This is a genomic window from Pseudomonas sp. Bout1, assembly GCF_034314165.1.
Classification (GTDB): domain Bacteria; phylum Pseudomonadota; class Gammaproteobacteria; order Pseudomonadales; family Pseudomonadaceae; genus Aquipseudomonas.
On record NZ_JAVIWK010000001.1, the window covers coordinates 6,024,963 to 6,046,719 of the forward strand.

Here is a 21,757-nt window from a genome sequence, read left to right on the forward strand (position 1 = left end):
GATCATGACCATGACCACACCTACTCCCGCGGTAGCAGTCGATCAAAGCCTGCTGTACCCGTCCCCGTACAAAGAATTCTGGCAAGCGTTTTCCAAGAACAAGGGCGCCGTCGCCGGCCTGTTGTTCATGTTGCTGGTGGTGTTTTGCGCGCTGTTCGCCCCCTGGGTAGCCCCGCATAACCCGAGCGAGCAATACCGAGACTTCCTGCTGACCCCGCCAGCCTGGCTGGAAGGTGGGCAGATTCAGTTCCTGCTGGGCACCGATGAACTGGGCCGTGACTTGCTCTCGCGCCTGATCCAGGGTTCGCGCCTGTCCTTGCTGATCGGCTTGTCGTCGGTGGTGATGTCGTTGATCCCGGGGATCCTGCTGGGTCTGTTCGCCGGCTTCTTCCCGCGCATGCTCGGCCCAACCATCATGCGTTTGATGGACATCATGCTGGCCCTGCCGTCGCTGCTGCTGGCTGTGGCCATTGTGGCGATCCTCGGCCCTGGCCTGATCAACACCGTGATTGCGATTGCGATCGTGTCACTGCCGTCCTATGTGCGCCTCACCCGCGCTGCGGTGATGGGCGAACTGAACCGTGACTACGTAACAGCCGCCCGCCTCGCTGGCGCCGGCCTGCCGCGCCTGATGTTCGTCACCGTGTTGCCCAACTGCATGGCACCGTTGATCGTTCAGGCTACCTTGAGTTTCTCTTCGGCGATTCTCGATGCCGCCGCCCTTGGCTTCCTGGGCCTTGGCGTACAACCGCCAACCCCTGAGTGGGGCACCATGCTGGCTTCGGCCCGCGACTACATCGAACGTGCATGGTGGGTCGTGAGCCTGCCTGGCTTGACCATTTTGCTCAGCGTGCTGGCAATCAACCTGATGGGCGACGGCCTGCGCGATGCGCTGGACCCGAAACTCAAGAACGCCGCCTGAGGAGATTCCCATGTCATTGTTAGAAATCAAGAATCTCAATGTGCGCTTCGGCGACAAGACCGCCGTGCCGGTGGTTGATGGCCTCGACATCTGTGTCGACAAAGGCGAAGTACTGGCGATCGTTGGCGAATCGGGTTCGGGTAAATCCGTGACCATGATGGCGCTGATGGGCCTGATCGAGCATCCCGGCATCGTCACCGCCGACGCCCTGAACTTCGACGGCAAGGATATGCTCAAGTTAAGCAACCGCCAGCGTCGGCAGATCGTCGGCAAAGACCTGGCGATGGTGTTCCAGGACCCGATGACCGCGCTGAACCCCAGCTACACCGTGGGTTTCCAGATCGAAGAAGTGCTGCGCCTGCATTTGAAAATGTCTGGCAAGCAAGCGCGCAAGCGCGCCATCGAACTGCTCGAAAAGGTGGAAATCCCGGGCGCAGCCAGCCGTATGGATGCCTACCCGCACCAGTTGTCCGGTGGTATGAGCCAGCGTGTGGCTATCGCCATGGCCATCGCCGGCGAGCCCAAGCTGCTGATCGCCGATGAACCGACCACGGCACTCGACGTGACCATCCAGGCCCAGATCATGGAACTGCTGCTGGCCTTGCAGAAAGAGCAGAACATGGGCCTGGTGCTGATCACTCACGACCTTGCGGTGGTGGCGGAAACCGCCCAGCGCGTATGCGTGATGTACGCCGGCCAAGCCGTTGAAGTCGGCCAGGTGCCGCAGTTGTTCGACATCCCGGCGCACCCGTACAGCGAAGCGCTGCTCAAGGCGATTCCCGAGCACAGCCTGGGCGCCACGCGCCTGGCCACGCTGCCGGGCATCGTGCCGGGCCGTTATGACCGCCCGCAGGGTTGCCTGCTGTCGCCACGCTGCCCGTACGTGCAGGAATCCTGCCGCGCCCAACGCCCGGGCCTTGACCCGAAAAGCAACAGCCTCGCCCGCTGCTTCTACCCGCTGAATCAGGAGGTGGCGTAATGGCCGTCGTACTTACCGCCCGCGACCTGACCCGTCACTATGAAGTGTCCCGTGGCCTGTTCAAGGGCCACGCCCTGGTGCGCGCGCTCAATGGTGTGTCGTTCGAACTGGAAGCCGGCAAGACCCTCGCGGTCGTGGGCGAATCCGGTTGCGGCAAATCCACCCTGGCCCGCGCCCTGACCTTGATTGAAGAGCCGTCTTCGGGTTCGCTGAAAATCGCCGGCCAGGAAGTTGCCGGCGCCGACAAGGCCCAGCGCAAACAACTGCGCAAAGACGTGCAGATGGTGTTCCAGAGCCCGTACGCCTCGTTGAACCCGCGCCAGAAGGTCGGTGACCAACTGGGCGAGCCGCTGCTGATCAACACCAACCTGTCCGCCGCCGAGCGCCGCGAAAAGGTCCAGGCGATGATGAAGCAAGTGGGCCTGCGCCCCGAGCATTATCAGCGCTACCCGCACATGTTCTCTGGTGGCCAGCGCCAACGGATCGCACTGGCCCGGGCGATGATGCTGCAACCCAAGGTGCTGGTGGCGGATGAACCGACCTCGGCGCTGGACGTGTCGATCCAGGCCCAGGTGCTGAACCTGTTCATGGACCTGCAGCAGGAATTCAACACCGCCTACGTGTTCATCTCCCACAACCTCGCGGTGGTGCAACACGTTGCCGACGACGTGATGGTGATGTACCTCGGCCGCCCGGTTGAAGTCGGTCCAAAGGAAGACATCTACGCACGCCCGCTGCACCCGTACACCCAGGCGTTGCTGTCGGCGACCCCGACCATTCATCCGGACCCGAACAAGCCGAAAATCAAGATCGTCGGTGAACTGCCCAACCCGCTGAACCCGCCGTCTGGCTGCGCGTTCCACAAGCGCTGCCCGTACGCGACCCAACTGTGCAGCACCGACGAGCCGCTATTGCGGCCACTCGACAACCGTCAGGTGGCCTGCCACTACGCGGAACAGTTCGTGGTCTGACACGCAAAAAAATGCCCCGGTGTTAAAGCCAGGGCATCGACTGTGTTCTACAGCTCCTCTTGCCGGATAGCGCATCTGTCCGGCAGGAGGGGCTTTTTTTTAGCCCACTTCACGTATCGCTGTCACCGTCACCCGCATCACTGTCATCGTCATCCGGGGGCGCTTGCTGATCATCATCATCCTTGGAACCGCCCTGGTCCTCGTCACCAGGTTCGGCTTCACTCTTGGCCAGTTGCAAACCACCCGCCTGCACCGTCTTCGCCGCCACAAACCCCGTGGCATGGCCTTGTACGGCCGTCGTGGCCCACGCGGAGGACATGCCCAGCGACAACATCACCAGCACTTTGAGCAACAGCACCACACGTTGAAAGATACTCATGGTCGATTTCCGTCCAGTCAGTAAGTAAATCCCGCACGACAGCCTTTTACCGCCGCTAGCCTTGAAGCTAGCCCCAATGAAGGGTTTTCGCCAGCGAAGTCAGGCGACGGGCTCAACTATCACCATCATCGTAGGTTTGGCTGTCTTCGCCGTCGTTGTCGGGGTTTTCGGCGTCATCACCGCTGGTGGTGTTGCTTTGCGGCTTCCAGCTTCCGGAATTGCTCTCTTTGGTGCCGCTGGCCTTGCCTGTGTCCTTCCAGGTTTGGTCTCCTGTAGCGGCCAACAGCACCTCGCCCTGCATCGGTTGATGCGCCCAGGCGGACGATACGCCCAGGGACGCCAGTACCATCACTTTTAACAACAACATGACTTTCGGCAAAACACGCATGCTCATTTTCCTTCTGCCGGCGATTGGATACCGTACCCAAGAAGCTAGCCTTAATGCGCGTGTTTCGCCAATAGGCCTTGGGCGGCGGGGGTCTTCTGGATTGGGTTGGGTGTATATCCGTTATCTGAATAACGGATATAAACCCCAGCCCCCCCGCTCACTATGTGTAGGTACCATGCCAACAGCCCACAAAAAAGGGCGAAGCCATGACAGCTCCGCCCTTTTGTGTACCGCCAACCGTTAATGATGCTCGCGGGTCGCTCGGAATTTCACATCCGGCCAGCGCTCTTCCATCAGCGCCAGGTTGACCCGGGTCGGGGCCAGGTAGGTCAGGTGACCACCACCATCAATCGCAAGGTTTTCCACCGCCTTGACCTTGAACTCTTCCAGCTTCTTCTTATCGCTGCAATCGATCCAGCGCGCCGAATAGACGGTGATCGGCTCGTAAGAGCATTCAACTTTGTATTCTTCTTTAAGGCGGCTGGCCACCACATCAAACTGCAGCACACCGACGGCGCCGAGAATGATGTCGTTGCTGCGCTCCGGGAAGAACACCTGGGTGGCGCCCTCTTCCGCCAACTGCTGCAAACCCTGACGCAGTTGCTTGGATTTGAGCGGGTCGCGCAGGCGTACGCGACGGAACAGTTCCGGCGCGAAGTGCGGGATACCGGTAAAGCCCAGCACTTCGCCTTCGGTGAAGGTGTCACCGATCTGGATGGTGCCGTGGTTGTGCAAGCCGATGATGTCGCCGGCAAACGCTTCTTCCAGCTGCTCACGCTCGGAGGAGAAGAAGGTCAGGGCGTCGCCGATGCGCACGTCCTTGCCGGTACGCACGTGGCGCATCTTCATGCCTTTTTCGTATTTGCCGGAGCAGATACGCATGAAGGCGATGCGGTCGCGGTGTTTGGGGTCCATGTTCGCCTGGATCTTGAACACGAAGCCGGCGAATTTCTCTTCCACAGGCTCCACGGTACGCTCGTTGGCAACCCGGGCCAGCGGCTTGGGTGCCCAATTGACCACGGCGTCGAGCACGTGATCGACACCGAAGTTGCCCAAAGCGGTACCGAAGAATACCGGCGTCAACTGGCCGTCGAGGAATTCCTGCTGGTTGAACTCATGGCAGGCGCCCTGCACCAGTTCCAACTGGTCGACAAACCGGTCGTACTCGTCACCCAGGTGGTCGCGCGCTTCGTCGGAGTCGAGCTTCTCGATGATTTTCACATCGGTACGTTCATGGCCGTGGCCGGCGGTGTACACGATGATGTAGTCATCAGCCAGGTGGTACACGCCCTTGAAGTCGCGGTAGCAACCAATCGGCCAGGTGATCGGCGCGGCTTTGATCTTCAGGACGGCTTCAATTTCATCCAGCAGTTCGATCGGGTCGCGGATGTCACGGTCGAGTTTGTTGATGAAGCTGACAATCGGCGTGTCCCGCAGGCGGCAGACGTCCATCAGCGCGATGGTCCGTGGCTCAACGCCCTTACCGCCGTCGAGGACCATCAGTGCCGAGTCCACCGCGGTCAGGGTGCGGTAGGTGTCTTCGGAGAAGTCTTCGTGGCCCGGGGTGTCGAGCAGGTTGATCATGTGGTCGCGATACGGGAACTGCATGACCGACGTGGTAATGGAAATACCCCGTTGTTTTTCCATTTCCATCCAGTCGGAGGTGGCATGGCGGTCGGATTTACGGGATTTCACCGTGCCGGCCACTGCGATCGCCTTGCCCATCAGCAACAGCTTTTCGGTGATGGTGGTTTTACCGGCATCGGGGTGGGAAATAATGGCGAAAGTGCGGCGTTTCGCGACTTCGGCGGCCTGGTGGGTCATGGGAAATCGCCTGGCAGGTGAGTCAAAAAAGGGCGGCGAGTATAGCGCAAACCCGGGGTGACGGACCACCGTTCACCCCATTGGGGGTGGCTAAATGCTGCCAAGTATGGAACCTTTTAAAAGGTAGAGACGTCCACTCCCCTGCTATCGCACTCGTAACAGGGGCTGAAAAATCAGCAAGTTAGCCTGACGAGGCTGCGCTCATGGCTCGACCTCATACCGTTTTGCCGGTATTGGCGAGCTGCATTTCGCGACCATATTTGCCGACAGCCAGGAATGGCACTGCCGCTCGGAAATGTGTTCGCCGACAGAAGAAAAAAGGAGTCCGCCTGTGGCTATTCGCTATGGCAAAGGGCTGATAGGAGGAGCGGTTGTCGTCGCTCTCCTGGCCCTGCTGGTCCACTGGATCGGCATCAACACGATCGAACTGTACCGCGACGATTTGTTGTTTTACCTGCAAGCTCACTTGATCCTCGTCCTTGTTTCGATGCTGGCCGCCCTGATCGTAGGGATTCCCGCCGGTATCCTGCTCAGCCGACCGACGATGGTCGGGCGCGCAGAACGCTTCATGCAGATCTTCAACATCGGCAATACCGTCCCTCCCCTGGCCGTACTGGCCATCGCCCTCGGTGTCCTTGGCATCGGCAGCGGCCCCGCAATCTTCGCGCTGTTCCTCGCCTCGTTGCTGCCCATTGTGCGCAACACCTATGAAGGCCTGAAAAACGTACAAGGCTCCCTGAAAGAAGCCGCCGTGGGCATTGGCATGACGCCGCGCCAGGTGCTGTTTCGCGTGGAATTGCCCAACGCCGTGCCGATCATCATCGGCGGTGTGCGCGTGGCCCTGGCGATCAACGTCGGCACCGCGCCACTGGCCTTCCTGATCGGCGCCAACAGTCTGGGCAGCCTGATCTTCCCCGGCATCGCCCTGAACAATCAGCCGCAACTGTTGCTCGGCGCCGCGTGCACCGCGCTGCTGGCCTTGCTGCTCGACGGCCTGGTGACCATGGCCAGCCGCCTCTGGCTGGAACGCGGGTTGCGTCCGTCTTAAGGGTCGGCCCCGTCTTAGGCCTGAAACAGGAATTCACATGAAAAAACTGACATTGATATTGAGCTGCGTCCTGCTGTTCGCAGGGTTTGCGCAAGCCGCCGAAAAACCGGTCATTCGTATCGGCGCCCGGGTGTTCACCGAACAGACCCTGCTCGCCGAAATCACCTCCCAGTACCTGCGCACCAAGGGTTACGACACCCGTGTGACCGGCGGCCTGGGCAGCAACCTGGCGCGCAGTGCCCAGGAAAGCGGGCAACTGGACCTGATCTGGGAATACACCGGCGTGTCGCTGGTGGCTTATAACCACGTTGACGAGAAGCTCGACAGTGAACAGTCCTACGCCCGGGTGAAAGAGCTCGATGCGAAAAAAGGCCTGGTCTGGCTCTCTCCATCGAAGTTCAGCAACACCTACGCGCTGGCGCTGCCAGAGAACGTGGCCAAGGAATTCCCGCAGATCAACAGCATCAGCGACCTGACCGCGGCCCTGGCCGAGAAAACCAAGGAAAACCGCCTGGTAGCCCTCGATACCGAGTTCGCCAACCGTTCCGACGGCATGGCCGGCATGGTCAAGCTGTACGACATGAACCTGACCCGCAAAAACACCCGGCAGATGGACGCCGGCCTGGTGTACACCGCGCTGCGTAACGGCCAGGTGTTTGCCGGCTTGGTCTACACCACCGACGGTCGCCTGAATGCCTTCAAATTGAAGCTGCTGGATGACGACAAGCACTACTTCCCGGACTACACCGCAGCCCCCGTGGTGCGTCAGGTTTACCTCGACGCCCACCCGCAACTGGCAGCCGACCTTGCGCCGCTGGCCGCACTGTTCGATGACGAAACCATGCGCCAGTTGAATGCGCGGGTCGATGTCGACCATGAAAGCCCGTCCGCTGTGGCCGCAGATTTCCTGCGCCAACATCCGATCAACTAAGAGGAGAAGACATGGAATTCCTGAACGCCTTTTCCCATCTTGATTGGGCTCTCGTCCTGCAACTGACCTGGCAGCACATCACCCTGGTCGGTATCGCAGTGATCCTGGCAATCGTCGTGGGCGTGCCGCTGGGCGTGCTGATGACCCGCTTCCCGACCCTCGCCGGCCCGTTGCAGGCCAGCGCCACGGTGCTGCTGACCGTGCCGTCCATCGCGCTGTTCGGCCTGTTGCTGCCGTTCTACTCCAAATTTGGCCAGGGCCTGGGGCCGATGCCGGCGATCACCGCCGTATTCCTCTACTCCCTGCTGCCGATCATGCGTAACACCTACCTCGCCCTGACCGGCGTGGAACCGGGCATCCGCGAAGCCGCCAAAGGCATCGGCATGACCTTCGGCCAGCGCCTGCGCATGGTCGAACTGCCGATTGCCGTGCCGGTGATCCTCGCCGGTGTGCGCACCGCCGTCGTCATGAACATTGGTGTGATGACCATCGCCGCCACCATCGGCGCCGGTGGCCTGGGTGTACTTATTCTGGCTTCCATCAGCCGCAGCGACATGTCGATGCTGATCGTTGGCGCCGTGCTGGTCAGTCTCCTGGCCATCTTCGCCGACCTGCTTCTGCAATGGCTGCAACGCACGCTGACTCCAAAAGGACTGCTCAAATGATCGAACTTCAAAACCTGACCAAGACCTTCCAAAGCAACGGCAAGACCATCACCGCCGTTGATTCCGTAAGCCTGACCGTCAATGAAGGCGAAATTTGCGTATTCCTCGGCCCCTCGGGCTGCGGCAAGAGCACCACGCTGAAGATGATCAACCGCCTGATCAAGCCCACGTCGGGCAAGATCCTGATCAACGGCGAAGACACCACCGACCTGGATGAAGTGACCCTGCGTCGCAACATCGGCTATGTGATCCAGCAGATCGGCCTGTTCCCGAACATGACCATCGAAGAGAACATCGTGGTGGTGCCCAAGTTGCTGGGCTGGGACAAGCAGAAATGCCACGACCGTGCCCGCGAACTGATGAGCATGATCAAGCTGGAGCCCAAGCAGTACCTGCACCGCTACCCGCGTGAACTGTCGGGTGGCCAGCAGCAACGGATCGGCGTGATCCGTGCGCTGGCGGCCGATGCGCCGCTGCTGCTGATGGATGAACCGTTCGGCGCGGTCGACCCGATCAACCGCGAGATGATCCAGAACGAGTTCTTCGAGATGCAGCGCGCGCTGAACAAGACCGTGATCATGGTCAGCCACGACATTGACGAAGCCATCAAGCTGGGTGACAAGATCGCGATCTTCCGCGCCGGCAAGCTGCTGCAGATCGACCACCCGGACACCCTGCTGGCGCACCCTGCCGACGAGTTCGTCAGCAACTTCGTGGGCCAGGACAGCACCCTCAAGCGCCTGCTGCTGGTAAAGGCCGAAGATGCGGCAGACAACGCACCGTCGGTCAGCCCGGAGACGCCAGTGGCGGATGCCCTGGAGCAGATGGACGAACTCGACCGTCGCTACGTGGTGGTCACCGATGCCGAGAACAAGGCGCTGGGTTATGTACGACGTCGCGACCTGCACCGTCAGGCCGGTACCTGCGGCCAGTACCTGCGCGAGTTCAACGCCACGGCGGCGTACGACGAGCATTTGCGTATCCTGTTGTCGCGCATGTACGAGTTCAACCGCTCATGGTTGCCGGTGATGGATGCGGAGCGGGTATTCCTCGGGGAAGTGACCCAGGAGTCGATTGCCGAGTACCTGAGTTCCGGTAAGTCGCGTGGGGGCAAGACCAGTATTGTGTCGCCTGCCGAAACTGCTTTGGCCTGACAGCCCGCTATCGCAGGCAAGCCAGCTCCCACATTTGAACTGCATTCTTATGTTGGAATGCATTCCCCTGTGGGAGCTGGCTTGCCTGCGATGAATACACCGCAAATCCATCTGATTGGCCCCATCCGGGGAACATCAATCCGTCATACCGGTCGGTTACATAAGTAGCTGCACACGGCCTCACGACGAACGCGTGCAAAAACGCGACATTTTTAGTTGATCTATAGCCCCTCACGTCCTAAAGTTCGCGCCGAACGTCCATGCTGGAAACGATCCATCCGGCTCAAGTACTGACGACGAGACAGCAAGGCCAAGGGAAGCGGTTGATCCCATGGCCTTTTTGCTTTCGGCGACATGCCTTGGGAAGTAGGCGAACCAAAGTGGGGATACGGAGGACGTTCATTTGCACCCATTGATCAATCTAGTTTGCCAGTAGGAGTTCCCAGCATGTCGATCCAGGTCGAAGACTATTTCGCGCGCGCCACTTTTGACAAAATGAAGGCGTTCGCCGATACCCAGGAAACCCCGTTCGTGGTGATTGACACCGCGATGATCAGCCAGGCCTACGATGACCTGCGCGCCGGTTTCGAATTCGCCAAGGTGTATTACGCCGTCAAGGCCAACCCGGCCGTCGAGATCATCGACCTGCTTAAAGATAAAGGTTCGAGCTTCGACATCGCGTCGATCTATGAGCTGGACAAGGTCATGGACCGCGGCGTCAGTGCCGACCGTATCAGCTACGGCAACACCATCAAGAAATCCAAGGACATCCGCTACTTCTACGAGAAAGGCGTGCGCCTGTTCTCCACCGACTCCGAAGCCGACCTGCGCAACATCGCCAAGGCCGCCCCGGGTTCGAAAGTGTATGTACGCATCCTCACCGAAGGCTCGACCACCGCCGACTGGCCGCTGTCGCGCAAGTTCGGCTGCCAGACCGACATGGCCATGGACCTGCTGATCCTCGCCCGCGACCTGGGCCTGGTGCCTTACGGCATCTCCTTCCACGTCGGCTCGCAGCAGCGTGACATCAGCGTGTGGGACGCAGCGATCGCCAAGGTCAAAGTGATCTTCGAGCGCCTGAAGGAAGAAGACGGCATCCACCTCAAGCTGATCAACATGGGCGGCGGCTTCCCGGCCAACTACATCACCCGCACCAACAGCCTGGAAACCTACGCCCAGGAAATCATCCGCTTCCTCAAGGAAGACTTCGGTGATGACCTGCCGGAAATCATCCTGGAGCCAGGCCGCTCGTTGATCGCCAACGCCGGGATCCTGGTGAGTGAAGTGGTACTGGTTGCGCGTAAATCGCGCACCGCCGTCGAACGTTGGGTGTACACCGACGTGGGCAAATTCTCCGGCCTGATCGAAACCATGGACGAAGCCATCAAGTTCCCGATCTGGACCGAGAAGAAAGGCGAGATGGAAGAAGTGGTTATCGCAGGCCCCACCTGCGACAGCGCCGACATCATGTACGAGAACTACAAGTACGGCCTGCCGCTGAACCTGGCGATTGGTGACCGGATGTACTGGTTGTCTACCGGTGCGTACACCACCAGCTACAGCGCGATTGAGTTCAATGGCTTCCCGCCGCTGAAATCGTTCTACCTGTAAGCCGGCTGCAAACAAAAAACCCATGACGTGTCATGGGTTTTTTTGTGGGTCTCAATTTTCAACGATCTTCGCGAACGTGCCATAAGCGCAAAATATAAATCGTCGACTGCTGAATCTCGTAGCGCATCTCATAACGTCCGACCAACAGCCTTCTCACATCTCTTGGTTCGAACTCTTCAATGCGTTCACCGATTCGCGGATTACTCAGCAGACTGATGGGAGCCTGAGAAAGTGATTGCACAGTACGAGCAGCTGCCGGCCGATTTACAACGCAGAGAAAATTGAAAAGCCGAGCCAGATCCGATAAGGCCTTACTCGTCCATTTCAACTCCATCAGCGCGGTACAGGAAGCGGAGTATCCGTACTCAGGCTGTCAGCCCAAGCCTGCACCGCATGCTGATCTATTACGCGACCGGCATCGACATCCGCCATTGCCTCTCGTGTAAGGCGGCTGCGCTCCTCTTCCTGATCAACCCAGTCAGCAAGCGCCTGCTTGACGATCCAACCGCGTGAGCGGTCCATTCGCGCTGCCATCTGATCAACTTTTTGAGCCAGCGCCGCTGGAACGTGAGCTGTCAGGACTTTAGTATCGGCGCCCATAAAATCTCCTCGCAGGTGCGTAACACACAGCCGATTAAGAGTGAATCAGAGCCAATCATAGTGATTTAAACTTGTGCAGCAACCTCAGTATCCTGCCGCCCATCGCTTAGTTGAATCGTACGCAGTTGATAGTCCCGAGCCAGAAGCCTGATTTCAGGCTGTGCTGCGTTTACCAACGCGCTGTAAGCCACCCGCAGGAACTTCAAATTCCCGCCTGCCAGTGCCTTGCGCAACCACTCCAGTGCCGTTTCTATCTCGCCCCGGTCCGCCAGGACTGCCGCGTAACTGAACTGCCCGCGAAAATCCCCGCCTTGCGCCGACCGGCGATACCACTCCACCGCAGCCTCCAGGTTTCGGGGGCAAAACTGCCCTTCTTCCAGGTAGCGCCCCAACAGGTTCATTGATTTGGCATGGCCCAGTTGCGCCGCTTGTCGATAACACGCCAGCGCTTGTGGTTGATCCTCGGCCACCCCGCGCCCGGTCGCCAGCAGGTTGGCGTAGTTGTACAACCCCCAATCCAGCCCGCCCTCTGCCGCCAGCCGATATTCCCGCGCCGCCGCCACGGCATCCGCCTCGCAACCCCAGCCATGCTCCAGGCAACGCCCGAGCATATTGCGCGCCATCAGATGCCCGCCCTGGGCGGCGATCCGGAACCAGCGCAGCGCCAGTGCTTCATCGCGCTCTATGCCGCGCCCTTCCAGCAGGATTTGCCCGAGCAGCGCCTGGGCATCCACAACGCCCTCTTTCGCTGCGATCAGAATCGCCTGGGCGGCGCGCACCGGGGAGTCGTCGAGCATGCTCTGCAGTTGCTCAACGTTGAGGACTTCTTCACGACGCAGTAAAAAGCCCACGCTCAAACCTCGACCCAGCGGCGCAGCAGGTTGTGATAAGTGCCGGTGAGCTGGATCAGCGCCGGGTGGTCGGGCACGTCGCGGCTCAACTGCTGGATCGCGCCGTCCATCTCGAACAGCAAGGTGCGCTGGCTGTCTTCGCGCACCAGGCTTTGGGTCCAGAAAAACGAGGCATACCGCGCGCCACGGGTCACGGCGTTGACCTTGTGCAGGCTGGAGCCGGGGTACAGCACCATGTCGCCCGCCGGCAACTTGACCCGTTGCAAGCCGAAAGTGTCCTGGATCTCCAGCTCGCCGCCGTCGTAATCCTCAGGGTCGCTGAAAAAAACCGTGGAGGAGAGGTCGGTGCGTACCCGCTCGGGGCTGCCCCTGGACTGGCGCACGGCGTTGTCGATATGAAAATCGAAACTGCCACCGGCGGTGTAGCAGTTGAGCAACGGAGGGAAGACCTTGTGCGGTAACGCCGCCGACATGAACAGCGGGTTTTTCCACAGGCGATCAAGGATCGCCGCGCCGATTTCCTTTGCCAGCGGGTGGCCTTCCGGCAGTTGCAGGTTGTGTTTGGCCTTGGCCGACTGATGCCCGGCGGTGATTTTTCCGTCGGCCCAATCGGTGTGCGCCAGGGCTTCGCGGATGCGCAGCACTTCCTCGCGAGAGAACAGGCCGGGAACGTGCAGCAACATGGAAGCGTTACCTGGAGACAGTGAGATGCCAATGGTAGTGATTCTTATTGACTGTGTACAACCCTACTCCCGCTCAAAGGACGAATGAGAATGTAAAAACCGTAAGCCAAAAGTGTAAAGAACGTAAATTCAGTGCGAATAGTAATGTATCGCAATTGATATGGAGTCTTGTTCTCCCTATATTCCGCGGCCTCACCTCCTTGGGGAAAGGACACTGCCATGTCGCGCACTTCGATAAAAACACCCGCCAGTTCACCGCGTTTGCTGGCTTCGGCCATTGGCGTTGCCATCAGTGCCAGCGCTGCCGCCCAAATGACGCAAGCAGCCGAAGAAACCGGGCAGAAAGGCGAGCGCAACAGCATTTCCCTGGGGGCCACCAGCATCACCGGCCAGGAACAGGACGGCACGTCCTACCAGGTCGAAAAAGCCTCTTCGCAAAAATACACCGCGCCGCTGGTAGACACCCCGCGCTCGGTCACCGTGGTGCCACAGCAAGTCCTCAAGGACACCGCCGCCACCTCGTTGCAGGATGCCTTGCGCACCGTGCCGGGGATTACCTTCGGCGCCGGTGAAGGCGGCAACCCACAGGGCGACCGTCCGTTCATTCGCGGTTTTGACGCTCAGGGCGACACCTACCTCGACGGCGTGCGCGACACCGGCGGCCAGAGCCGCGAGATCTTCGACATCGAGTCGATCGAAGTCAGCAAAGGCCCCAACTCGTCCTTTGGCGGGCGTGGTTCGGCCGGCGGCAGCCTCAACCTGGTGAGCAAGACGCCACAGGCGCGGGACTTCACCAACGGTGGCTTCACCTACGGCTCCGACCAGACGCGCCGCTATGTGCTCGACGTCAACCGGCAGTTCCTCGACAGCGCGGCGTTTCGCCTGAACCTGATGAGCCACGAACAGAACGTCGCCGGGCGTGATGCTGTCAACTACGACCGTTGGGGGGTGGCGCCGTCGCTGACCTTCGGCCTCGGCACCCCGACCCGGGTCAACCTCAGCTACTACCACATGGAAAGCAACGACCTGCCGGATTCGGGCATTCCGTATGGGTACAGTAACAGCGGCGCAAAAGCTGCCCACGTGCACGACAAGCCTACCGACGGTGGCGACAGCAACAACTTCTACGGTCTCAAGGATCGCGACTTCCGCAAGACCCGCGCCGATATCAGTACGTTCTCCATCGAACACGATCTGAACGACAACATGACGCTGAAAAATACCCTGCGCCATGGCAACACCGGCCAGGACTACATCGTCACTCAACCCGACGACAGCCAGCACAACGTGAACCAGTTCGGCACCGTATGGCGCCGCGCGAACACTCGCGTGTCCACCACCGAGACCACCACCAACCAGACCGATCTGTTTGGCAGCTTCCAGGCGCTGGGCTTCAAGAACACTTACTCCACCGGGCTTGAGTTCACCGGCGAAGAAACCCGCTACAGCGGCTACACCGTCAGCCCGAACAGCAACCCCGGTTGCCCGGTGCCCGGCAAAGGCGGCCAGTGCACCTCACTGGGCAGCCCGAACCCGGACGATGCCTGGACCGGCAGCATTGCGCGCAACTACAACGGCACCAATACCAAGGCCACCAGCCGCGCCGCCTACGTGTTCGACACCATCGAGCTGGACCCGAAATGGTTGCTGAACGTTGGCCTGCGCTACGACACCTTCGACACCGTGGCCAATACCAACGCGGTGCCGACCGCTACCGTCCCGGCCCGCAGCAAAATCAAGAACGACAGCCAGTTCTTCAACTGGCAAGCCGGCCTGGTCTGGAAGCCCGTTGAAAACGGCAGCATCTATGCCTCCTACGCCACTTCGGCCTCGCCTGCCGGCGGCCTGGTGGGTGAAGGCGCCGACGGCAACCCGCTGTCTGCCGGTGCCGCAACCAGCGACCTGAAACCCGAAGAAACCGTCAACTACGAGCTGGGCACCAAGTGGGACATGTTCCACGATCGCCTGTCCCTGACCGCCGCGGTGTTCCGCACCGAGAAGAAAAACACACGTATCCTGGTCGACGCGCTGACCTATGAAAACGGCGGCGAATCCCGCGTTGATGGTCTGGAGTTGTCCGCCAGCGGCAAGCTCACCGATCAATGGCAAGTGTTCGCCGGCTACAGCTACCTGAAAAGCGAACTGGTGGACCCAGGCTTGAACGGCCGTAACGGCGTCGTCAGTGCCGGCTCCAACAAAGGCAACCAGATGCCCAACACGCCGAAGAACACCTTCAGCCTGTGGACAACCTATGACGTGACACCGAAGCTCACCATCGGCGGCGGCGCGTTCTATGTCGACGAGGTCTACGGCGATGCGGGCAACACCGTTTACGTGCCGTCCTACACCCGCTACGACGCCATGGCCAGCTACAAGCTGACCAAGAACGTCGACCTGCAGTTGAACGTGCAAAACCTCACCGACAAGACCTACTACGACAAGGCCTACGCGGCCCACTTCGCCAACCAGGCGGCAGGTCGCACAGCCATGTTGACCACCAGCTTCCATTTCTAAACCGATACAAAGTCCCGCCCAAAACCCCACGCATCGGATGCGTGGGGTTTTTGCGTGTAAAAAAGAATCTTTCTCGACTACTCGCGGCATAATGCGCGCCGTGAGCCACCTAACCTGATGACGAGGCCGTACGACGTGTTGAAGAAAACCCTGTTCCAGTTGCATTGGTTCTTCGGCATTACCGCCGGGCTGGTGTTGGCCTTGATGGGGATCACCGGCGCGACGGTGTCGTTCCAGGATGAAATCATCGAGGCACTGAACCCGACGGTGTTGACGGTACAAAAGCGCCCGGCCGGTGTCCTGCCGCCCGCTGAACTGGTGCGCCTGTTGGAAGCCCGGGAAGGCAAAGTCGTGTCGATGCTTACGGTGCAACCCGACAGCACCGACGCCGCCAAGGTCTGGTTCACCCCGCCGCCCGGTGAACGTCGCGGCCAGATGCGTTACTTCGACCCCTACACCGGCGATTACCTGGGCGACGCCGTCGGCCAGGACTTCTTCGGCTTCGTGCTGCAACTGCACCGCTTCCTGGCCATCGGTGACACCGGCCGGCAAATCACCGGCGCCTGCACCTTGATCCTGGTGTTCTTCTGCCTCTCGGGCCTGTACCTGCGCTGGCCGCGCCAGGTGGCAAGCTGGCGCGCGTGGTTGGCCGTGGACTGGCGCAAAAAAGGCCGCAGTTTCAACTGGGACCTGCACTCGGTGTTCGGCACCTGGTGCCTGCTGTTCTATCTATTGTCGGCGCTGACCGGGCTGTTCTGGTCCTACGAATGGTACAGCGACGGCATGACCAAACTGCTGTCCGACGCCCCGCAAAACGAACGCGTGCGCAAGCGCGGCCCGGCGCCGGAAGGTCCTATGCCGGTGGCCAACTACGACGCGATCTGGAGCAGCATCTACAGCAACGCCGGGCCCGGTTTGAGCGGCTACAACATCCGTATGCCGGCGGTCGCCGGGCAACCCGCGACTGTCTACTACTTGCTGAAAACATCGCCGCATAACCGCGCGCTGAATCAGATCAACCTCGACCCGGCCACCGGCGAGGTCAAGTCCCACGACACCTACGCCGGCAAGAGCTTCAAGGCGCAGATCCTGACCAGCATCTACGCGTTGCACACCGGCAGCTACTTCGGCCTGGCGGGCCGGGTCATCCTGACCTTCAGCGCGTTGCTTATGCCGCTGTTCTTTATCACCGGCTGGCTGCTGTACCTGGACCGTCGGCGTAAAAAACGCCAGGTACGCGACGCGCGCAAAGGCCTGGCCGACAACCCCGACGACGCGTCGGCCTGGCTGATCGGTTTTGCCAGCCAAAGCGGCTTTGCCGAGCAACTGGCCTGGCAGACCGCCGGGCAATTGCAGGCCGCCGGCCTGCCGGTAAACGTGCGGTCGCTAGCCAGCGTCAGCCAAGAGGATTTGCGCCAATCAAGCCATGCGCTGTTCGTGGTCAGCACCTTCGGCGATGGCGAAGCGCCGGACAGCGCCCGGGGTTTCGAGCGCAGCGTGCTTGGCCAGGATCTGTCCCTCAAGGGCCTGAACTACTCGGTGTTGGCCCTGGGTGATCGCCAGTACCAACATTTCTGCGGCTTCGCCCGGCGTTTGCATTTCTGGCTGACCAACCAGGGCGGCAACCCGCTGTTCGCCCCGGTGGAAGTCGACAGCGGCGACACCGACGCCTTGCTGCACTGGCAACAACAACTGGGCCAACTGACCGGCCATGCACCCGCTGCCGCATGGGCCAGCGCAGCCTATGAAAACTGGACCCTGAAGCAACGCGCCCTGCTCAACCCGGACAGCAGTGGCTCCGGCGTCTATTTGCTCGGGCTCACCCCGCCTGCGCCCACGGATTGGCTGGCCGGCGACCTGGTGGAAGTGCTGCCGCGCCATTGCCCGTGGGCCATCGAACATTTCCTTGAAGGCCTGGGACTGGCTGGCAGCGAAGCCGTCGTCATCGATGGCCTGGCGCACACCCTCGATCAAGCCTTGGCCAGTCGCCAACTGCCGGACAATCGCGCGCACCTGGTGGGCCTGCATGCCCAGGCGTTGGTCAATGCGCTGGTGCCGTTGAGCATGCGCGAATACTCCATCGCCTCGATTGCCAGCGATGGTGTGCTGGAGCTGATCGTGCGCCAGGAACGTCACCCGGATGGCAGCGTAGGCGTAGGTTCCGGCTGGCTGACCGAGCATGCCCCGTTGGGTTCGACCGTCAGCCTGCGCCTGCGGCGCAACAGTGGTTTCCATCTGCCGAGCGAACCGGTGCCGATGATTCTGCTGGGCAACGGCACTGGTCTTGCCGGGTTGCGCAGTTTGCTCAAGGCGCGCATCGCCGACGGCCAACAGCGTAACTGGCTGCTGTTCGGTGAGCGCAATATCGCCCACGACTATCACTGCCAGGACGAGCTGCAAGGCTGGTTGGCCAGCGGTGATCTTGCGCTGTTGGACCTGGCGTTTTCGCGGGACCAGGCCGAGAAAATCTACGTTCAGGATCGCCTGCGCGAGTCAGCTGATGTGCTGCGTAAGTGGGTGGCGGATGGTGCGGCGATTTATGTTTGCGGCAGTTTGCAGGGGATGGCGACGGGCGTGGATCAGGTGCTGCACGATGTGTTGGGCAGCGCGGCGGTCGAGCGGTTGATTGAGCAGGGCCGCTATCGCCGGGACGTTTACTGATGCCCCCAGGCTATAAAAAACAACTGTAGGAGCCGGCTTGCCGACGATAGCGGTGGATCAGTTGATAAATCATTGACTGATACCGCGCTATCGCCGGCAAGCCAGCTCCTACAGGTTTTGATCACCGCCTGAGTCAACTGGGCTGCAGTTTTTGTTCGAACACTGAAACCCCGTCCAGGTCCCGCAAAATCACGGTCAACTCCGCCGTCTGCCCGTCAATCTGTACCTCGCCAAAAAACTGGAACCCGGCAAACGGTGAGCTGTTCTGCACCGTCGGTGCCTTTTCGAACACCACCTGGGGACCAAAGGTCTTATCCAGCGGGTTAGGCCCGAAACTCCCGGCATTCAGCGGCCCGGCGACAAACTCCCAGAACGGTTCAAAATCCTGGAACGCCGCCCGGTCCGGATGATAGTGATGGGCCGCGCAGTAATGCACATCCGCTGTCAGCCACACGTGATTACGCACCTGCTGTGCCCGCAGGAACGCGAGCAATTCGGCGATTTCCAACTCGCGTCCCTGGGCCGGGCCCGGGTCTCCGTTGGCGATCGCTTCCCAGCGCGGCACGCCGGGGCTGACTTCACCGTCGGGCACGCCGAGGCCAATGGGCATGTCGGCGGCGACGACTTTCCACTGCGCCTGGGAAGCCTTCAGTTCGCGCTTGAGCCAGTCCAGTTGCTCACGCCCAAGAAACGGTTTTTCGCCGCCAAGGTTGTCATCGTTCGGCCCGCGATAACTGCGCATGTCCAGCACAAACACATCCAGCAGCGGGCCGTAGTTAAGCTTGCGGTAGATGCGCCCGCCCTGGTCGGCGCTTTGCCGGCGCATCGGCGAGTACTCCAGCCAGGCCTGGCGCGCACGGCCTACCAGGGTGTTGATGTCGCGGGTCGTGTAGCGCTCATCCAGTTGCTTGCTCGGCGACCAGTTGTTGATCACCTCGTGGTCGTCCCACTGCCAGATCTGCGGCACTTCGGCGTTGAAGCGGCGCACGTTTTCGTCCATCAGGTTGTAGCGGTAGTTGCCGCGATATTCATTCAGGGTTTCGGCGACTTTGCTTTTGGCTTCGGTGGTGACATTGCGCCAGATGCGCCCGTCTTCGGTGGGCAATTGCGCGGGCACCGGGCCGTCGGCGTAGATGGTGTCGCCGCTGTGGATAAAGAAGTCCGGCAGGCGCAGGCGCATCGCTTCGTAGATGCGCATGCCGCCGATGTCGGGGTTGATGCCAAAGCCCTGGCCGACGGTGTCGCCGCTCCACACGAAGCGAATATCGCGACGTTGTTGCGGCGCGCTGCGCAGGTGGCCGAACCAGGGTTCGCTGGCCACGCCGGTCTGGGCGTCTTCGAAGTGCACACGATAGAAAATCGCCTGGTCGGCAGGCAGGCCGGTGAGTTCTACACGGGCGGTGAAGTCGGTGCGGCTGTCGGCCAGGGGCGAGACGAATTTGCGCGGGTTGCTGAACACGCTGCGGGTGTCCCACTCCACCACCATCCGCGCCGGGCGATCGCTGCGGCTCCAGATCATCGCGCGGTCGCCCAGCAGGTCGCCGGACTGCACGCCGTCGGTGAGTTGCGGGCGGTCTTTAACCGAGGCGATCACCGCCGGCGCGAGGCCCGGCAGCAACAGGCCGGCGCCGACGGCTTGCATCACGCGGCGGCGGCCGAGGTTGAAATGGCTCATGCAGATTCCCTCTTGAGCAGCAAAAGGGAAACTTAAACACGCCGGGATGAACGGGTTATGACACCGGCCTTATTGCTCACGGAGGTCAAATGTGGGAGCTGGCTTGCCTGCGATAGCCTCAACTCGGTTGCGCTGATACACCGAGGTGCCTGCATCGCAGGCTAGCCAGCTCCTACATGAACCGCGTTAGGCCTGGGCGGGTGCGACAGAGAGCTCCACCGCCTCCGGGCGCTTGAGGAATGCATACACCACAGCGGTCAACAAACTCCCCGCCACAATCGCAAACAGATACAACAGCGCATGGTTGATCGCATTCGGGATCAGCATCACAAACAACCCGCCATGGGGCGCCATCAGCTTGCAGCCGAAATACATCGACAGCGCGCCGGTCAACGCGCCGCCGGCGATGCTTGCCGGGATCACCCGCAGCGGGTCCTTGGCGGCAAACGGAATCGCGCCTTCGGAGATAAAGCACATACCGAGGATAAGCGCCGCCTTGCCGGCTTCGCGCTCGGTCTGGGCGAACTTGCGCCGCGCCAGGAAAGTGGCGATGCCCATGCCAATCGGCGGCACCATCCCGGCGGCCATGGTCGCGGCCATCGGTGCGCCACTTTGCGCCGCCAGCAAGCCGACGGAAAACGCGTAGGCCGCCTTGTTGATCGGCCCGCCCAAGTCGACGCACATCATGCCGCCCAGCAAGATGCCCAGCAGCACGGCGTTGGTGGTGCCCATGGTGCTGAGGAAATCCGTGAGGCCGGTGAGCATCTTCGCCACCGGCGGCCCCACCAGGTAAATCATCGCAAGGCCGGTGAACAGGCTCGCCAGCAACGGGATGATCAGGATCGGCTTGAGGGCTTCCAGGCTCTGTGGCAAACGGATCGCGCGGCTGATGAACTTGACGCAGTAGCCCGCCAGGAAACCGGCGAAGATCCCGCCGATAAAACCCGCGCCCAGGGTACTGGCCAGCAGGCCGCCGATCATGCCGGGAGCCAGGCCCGGGCGGTCGGCAATCGAGTAGGCGATGTAGCCGGCCAACAGCGGCACCATCAGCATGAAGGCCTGGTCGCCGACAGTTTTCAGCGCGGCGGCCAGGGTGCCTTTTTCTTCAAAGGCATGAATGCCGAACACGAACGACAGGGCGATCAGCAGGCCGCCCGCCACCACCATCGGCAGCATGAACGACACGCCGGTAAGCAGGTGTTTGTAGACACCGGTTTTTTCCGACTTGGCAGCGGCACCGCTGGCGGCGGATTCCTGCTTGCCTTCGGCCAGGGCTTTATTGAGGGTCGCCTCCGATTGCTTGAGCGCGATCCCGGTGCCACAACGGTAGATCTTCTTGCCGGCGAACCGCTCGGTGGCGACTTCGATATCTGCCGCCAGCAGCACCACGTCGGCGTCACGAATCGCCTCCGGGCTCAACGGCGTGCGAGCGCCCACCGAACCCTGGGTTTCCACCTGCAGGTCATACCCCAGGCGCTTGGCGGTTTGCTGCAACGCTTCGGCGGCCATGAAGGTATGAGCAACACCGGTGGGGCATGCGGTGATCGCAACGATGCGCGGCGTGCTTTTCGCCGGCCCGGTATCAGCCAATTGCACCTGCGCCTCTTCGGTGCCGCGACGCAACACCGCGTCAACATCCTGCAACGCCTGGGCCGGCGTGCTGCGGAACACGCGCTTGCCGACAAACCGCTGCATGTCCACCGGGGTGCTGCTGACCAGCAACACCCACTCGGCGGCTTCAAGGGTGGCCGCCGACAACTGGCGCTCCGGGTGTTGCACATCGACCACTTCGACGCTGGTGCTCCAGCCCTGGCGCTGCGCGGCGGCATCCAGCAAACGGGCGCACAGTACGCTGGTGACCATGCCATTCGGGCAGGCAGTAACAATGGCTAACTTCATGA

The 21,757-nt window shown here is 61.0% G+C and carries 19 protein-coding genes; 10 read left to right on the plus strand and 9 right to left on the minus strand.

Annotation, left to right across the window (positions count from 1 at the left end):
* Positions 1-10 precede the first annotated feature (10 nt).
* The 3 genes from RGV33_RS27890 to RGV33_RS27900 are packed head-to-tail and all read left to right on the plus strand — an operon-like array spanning position 11 to position 2,872.
* Positions 11-922, plus strand: a complete 912-nt coding sequence (locus RGV33_RS27890; RefSeq protein ID WP_076016508.1) for an ABC transporter permease subunit — start codon at positions 11-13, stop codon at positions 920-922.
* A 10-nt stretch (positions 923-932) separates the two neighbouring features.
* The gene (locus tag RGV33_RS27895; RefSeq protein WP_322147537.1) at positions 933-1,901 is read left to right on the plus strand and encodes an ABC transporter ATP-binding protein; all 969 of its coding nucleotides are present in this window, start codon (positions 933-935) and stop codon (positions 1,899-1,901) included.
* Entirely contained in the window at positions 1,901-2,872 is a 972-nt protein-coding gene (locus RGV33_RS27900; RefSeq protein ID WP_322147538.1) for a peptide ABC transporter ATP-binding protein, read from the plus strand. The genes RGV33_RS27895 and RGV33_RS27900 overlap by 1 nt, the downstream gene beginning before the upstream one ends.
* 109 nt (positions 2,873-2,981) lie before the next feature.
* Here RGV33_RS27900 and RGV33_RS27905 read toward each other — a convergent pair whose 3' ends face one another.
* The 3 genes from RGV33_RS27905 to RGV33_RS27915 form a co-directional block, all read right to left on the minus strand.
* Positions 2,982-3,251 carry a hypothetical protein gene (locus RGV33_RS27905; RefSeq protein ID WP_322147539.1) on the minus strand — a complete coding sequence of 90 codons (270 nt, stop codon included), beginning with the start codon at positions 3,249-3,251 and terminating at the stop codon, positions 2,982-2,984.
* 112 nt (positions 3,252-3,363) lie between these two features.
* Positions 3,364-3,639: a hypothetical protein gene (locus RGV33_RS27910; RefSeq protein ID WP_322147540.1), complete on the minus strand. Its 276-nt coding sequence runs from the start codon at positions 3,637-3,639 to the stop codon at positions 3,364-3,366.
* A 240-nt stretch (positions 3,640-3,879) separates the two neighbouring features.
* Positions 3,880-5,463, minus strand: coding sequence for a peptide chain release factor 3 (locus RGV33_RS27915; RefSeq protein WP_088422690.1), 1,584 nt, complete (start codon positions 5,461-5,463; stop codon positions 3,880-3,882).
* A gap of 295 nt (positions 5,464-5,758) precedes the next feature.
* Between RGV33_RS27915 and RGV33_RS27920 the strand changes: the two genes are divergently transcribed.
* The 5 genes from RGV33_RS27920 to RGV33_RS27940 all read left to right on the plus strand — a co-directional run bounded on the left by RGV33_RS27920 (position 5,759) and on the right by RGV33_RS27940 (position 10,872).
* Positions 5,759-6,511, plus strand: coding sequence for an ABC transporter permease (locus RGV33_RS27920; protein WP_416152092.1), 753 nt, complete (start codon positions 5,759-5,761; stop codon positions 6,509-6,511).
* Positions 6,512-6,548: 37 nt separating this feature from the next.
* Positions 6,549-7,442 carry a glycine betaine ABC transporter substrate-binding protein gene (locus RGV33_RS27925; protein WP_322147541.1) on the plus strand — a complete coding sequence of 298 codons (894 nt, stop codon included), beginning with the start codon at positions 6,549-6,551 and terminating at the stop codon, positions 7,440-7,442.
* Positions 7,443-7,453: 11 nt separating this feature from the next.
* The gene (locus RGV33_RS27930) at positions 7,454-8,107 is read left to right on the plus strand and encodes an ABC transporter permease (RefSeq protein ID WP_010175055.1); all 654 of its coding nucleotides are present in this window, start codon (positions 7,454-7,456) and stop codon (positions 8,105-8,107) included.
* Positions 8,104-9,261, plus strand: coding sequence for a betaine/proline/choline family ABC transporter ATP-binding protein (locus RGV33_RS27935; protein WP_177068778.1), 1,158 nt, complete (start codon positions 8,104-8,106; stop codon positions 9,259-9,261). Before RGV33_RS27930 ends, RGV33_RS27935 begins: the two co-directional genes overlap by 4 nt.
* 447 nt (positions 9,262-9,708) lie before the next feature.
* On the plus strand, positions 9,709-10,872 hold the full coding sequence (locus tag RGV33_RS27940) for a type III PLP-dependent enzyme (RefSeq protein WP_322147543.1): 1,164 nt from the start codon (positions 9,709-9,711) through the stop codon (positions 10,870-10,872).
* A gap of 58 nt (positions 10,873-10,930) precedes the next feature.
* Here the strand turns inward: RGV33_RS27940 and RGV33_RS27945 are convergent, their stop codons facing one another.
* From RGV33_RS27945 to RGV33_RS27960, 4 genes are all read right to left on the minus strand, one after another.
* Positions 10,931-11,206 carry a type II toxin-antitoxin system RelE/ParE family toxin gene (locus RGV33_RS27945; protein WP_322147544.1) on the minus strand — a complete coding sequence of 92 codons (276 nt, stop codon included), beginning with the start codon at positions 11,204-11,206 and terminating at the stop codon, positions 10,931-10,933.
* The gene (locus RGV33_RS27950) at positions 11,206-11,472 is read right to left on the minus strand and encodes a CopG family ribbon-helix-helix protein (protein WP_088422685.1); all 267 of its coding nucleotides are present in this window, start codon (positions 11,470-11,472) and stop codon (positions 11,206-11,208) included. The genes RGV33_RS27945 and RGV33_RS27950 overlap by 1 nt, the downstream gene beginning before the upstream one ends.
* A gap of 65 nt (positions 11,473-11,537) precedes the next feature.
* Entirely contained in the window at positions 11,538-12,323 is a 786-nt protein-coding gene (locus RGV33_RS27955; RefSeq protein WP_322147545.1) for a tetratricopeptide repeat protein, read from the minus strand.
* A gap of 2 nt (positions 12,324-12,325) precedes the next feature.
* Positions 12,326-13,006 carry a Fe2+-dependent dioxygenase gene (locus tag RGV33_RS27960; protein ID WP_322147546.1) on the minus strand — a complete coding sequence of 227 codons (681 nt, stop codon included), beginning with the start codon at positions 13,004-13,006 and terminating at the stop codon, positions 12,326-12,328.
* A 219-nt stretch (positions 13,007-13,225) separates the two neighbouring features.
* Here RGV33_RS27960 and RGV33_RS27965 point away from each other — a divergent pair, with 219 nt between their 5' ends.
* Positions 13,226-15,520, plus strand: coding sequence for a TonB-dependent siderophore receptor (locus tag RGV33_RS27965; protein WP_322147547.1), 2,295 nt, complete (start codon positions 13,226-13,228; stop codon positions 15,518-15,520).
* Between the two features lie 135 nt (positions 15,521-15,655).
* Positions 15,656-18,181, plus strand: a complete 2,526-nt coding sequence (locus tag RGV33_RS27970) for a sulfite reductase flavoprotein subunit alpha (RefSeq protein WP_322147548.1) — start codon at positions 15,656-15,658, stop codon at positions 18,179-18,181.
* A 133-nt stretch (positions 18,182-18,314) separates the two neighbouring features.
* Here the strand turns inward: RGV33_RS27970 and RGV33_RS27975 are convergent, their stop codons facing one another.
* Together RGV33_RS27975 and RGV33_RS27980 are read right to left on the minus strand one after the other, a co-directional pair.
* Positions 18,315-19,856 (minus strand): alkaline phosphatase D family protein, encoded by a 1,542-nt coding sequence (locus RGV33_RS27975; RefSeq protein WP_322147549.1) that lies wholly within the window; start codon positions 19,854-19,856, stop codon positions 18,315-18,317.
* A 186-nt stretch (positions 19,857-20,042) separates the two neighbouring features.
* Complete coding sequence (locus RGV33_RS27980; RefSeq protein WP_322147551.1) at positions 20,043-21,755, minus strand: PTS fructose-like transporter subunit IIB; 1,713 nt, start codon at positions 21,753-21,755, stop codon at positions 20,043-20,045.
* Positions 21,756-21,757 lie beyond the last annotated feature (2 nt).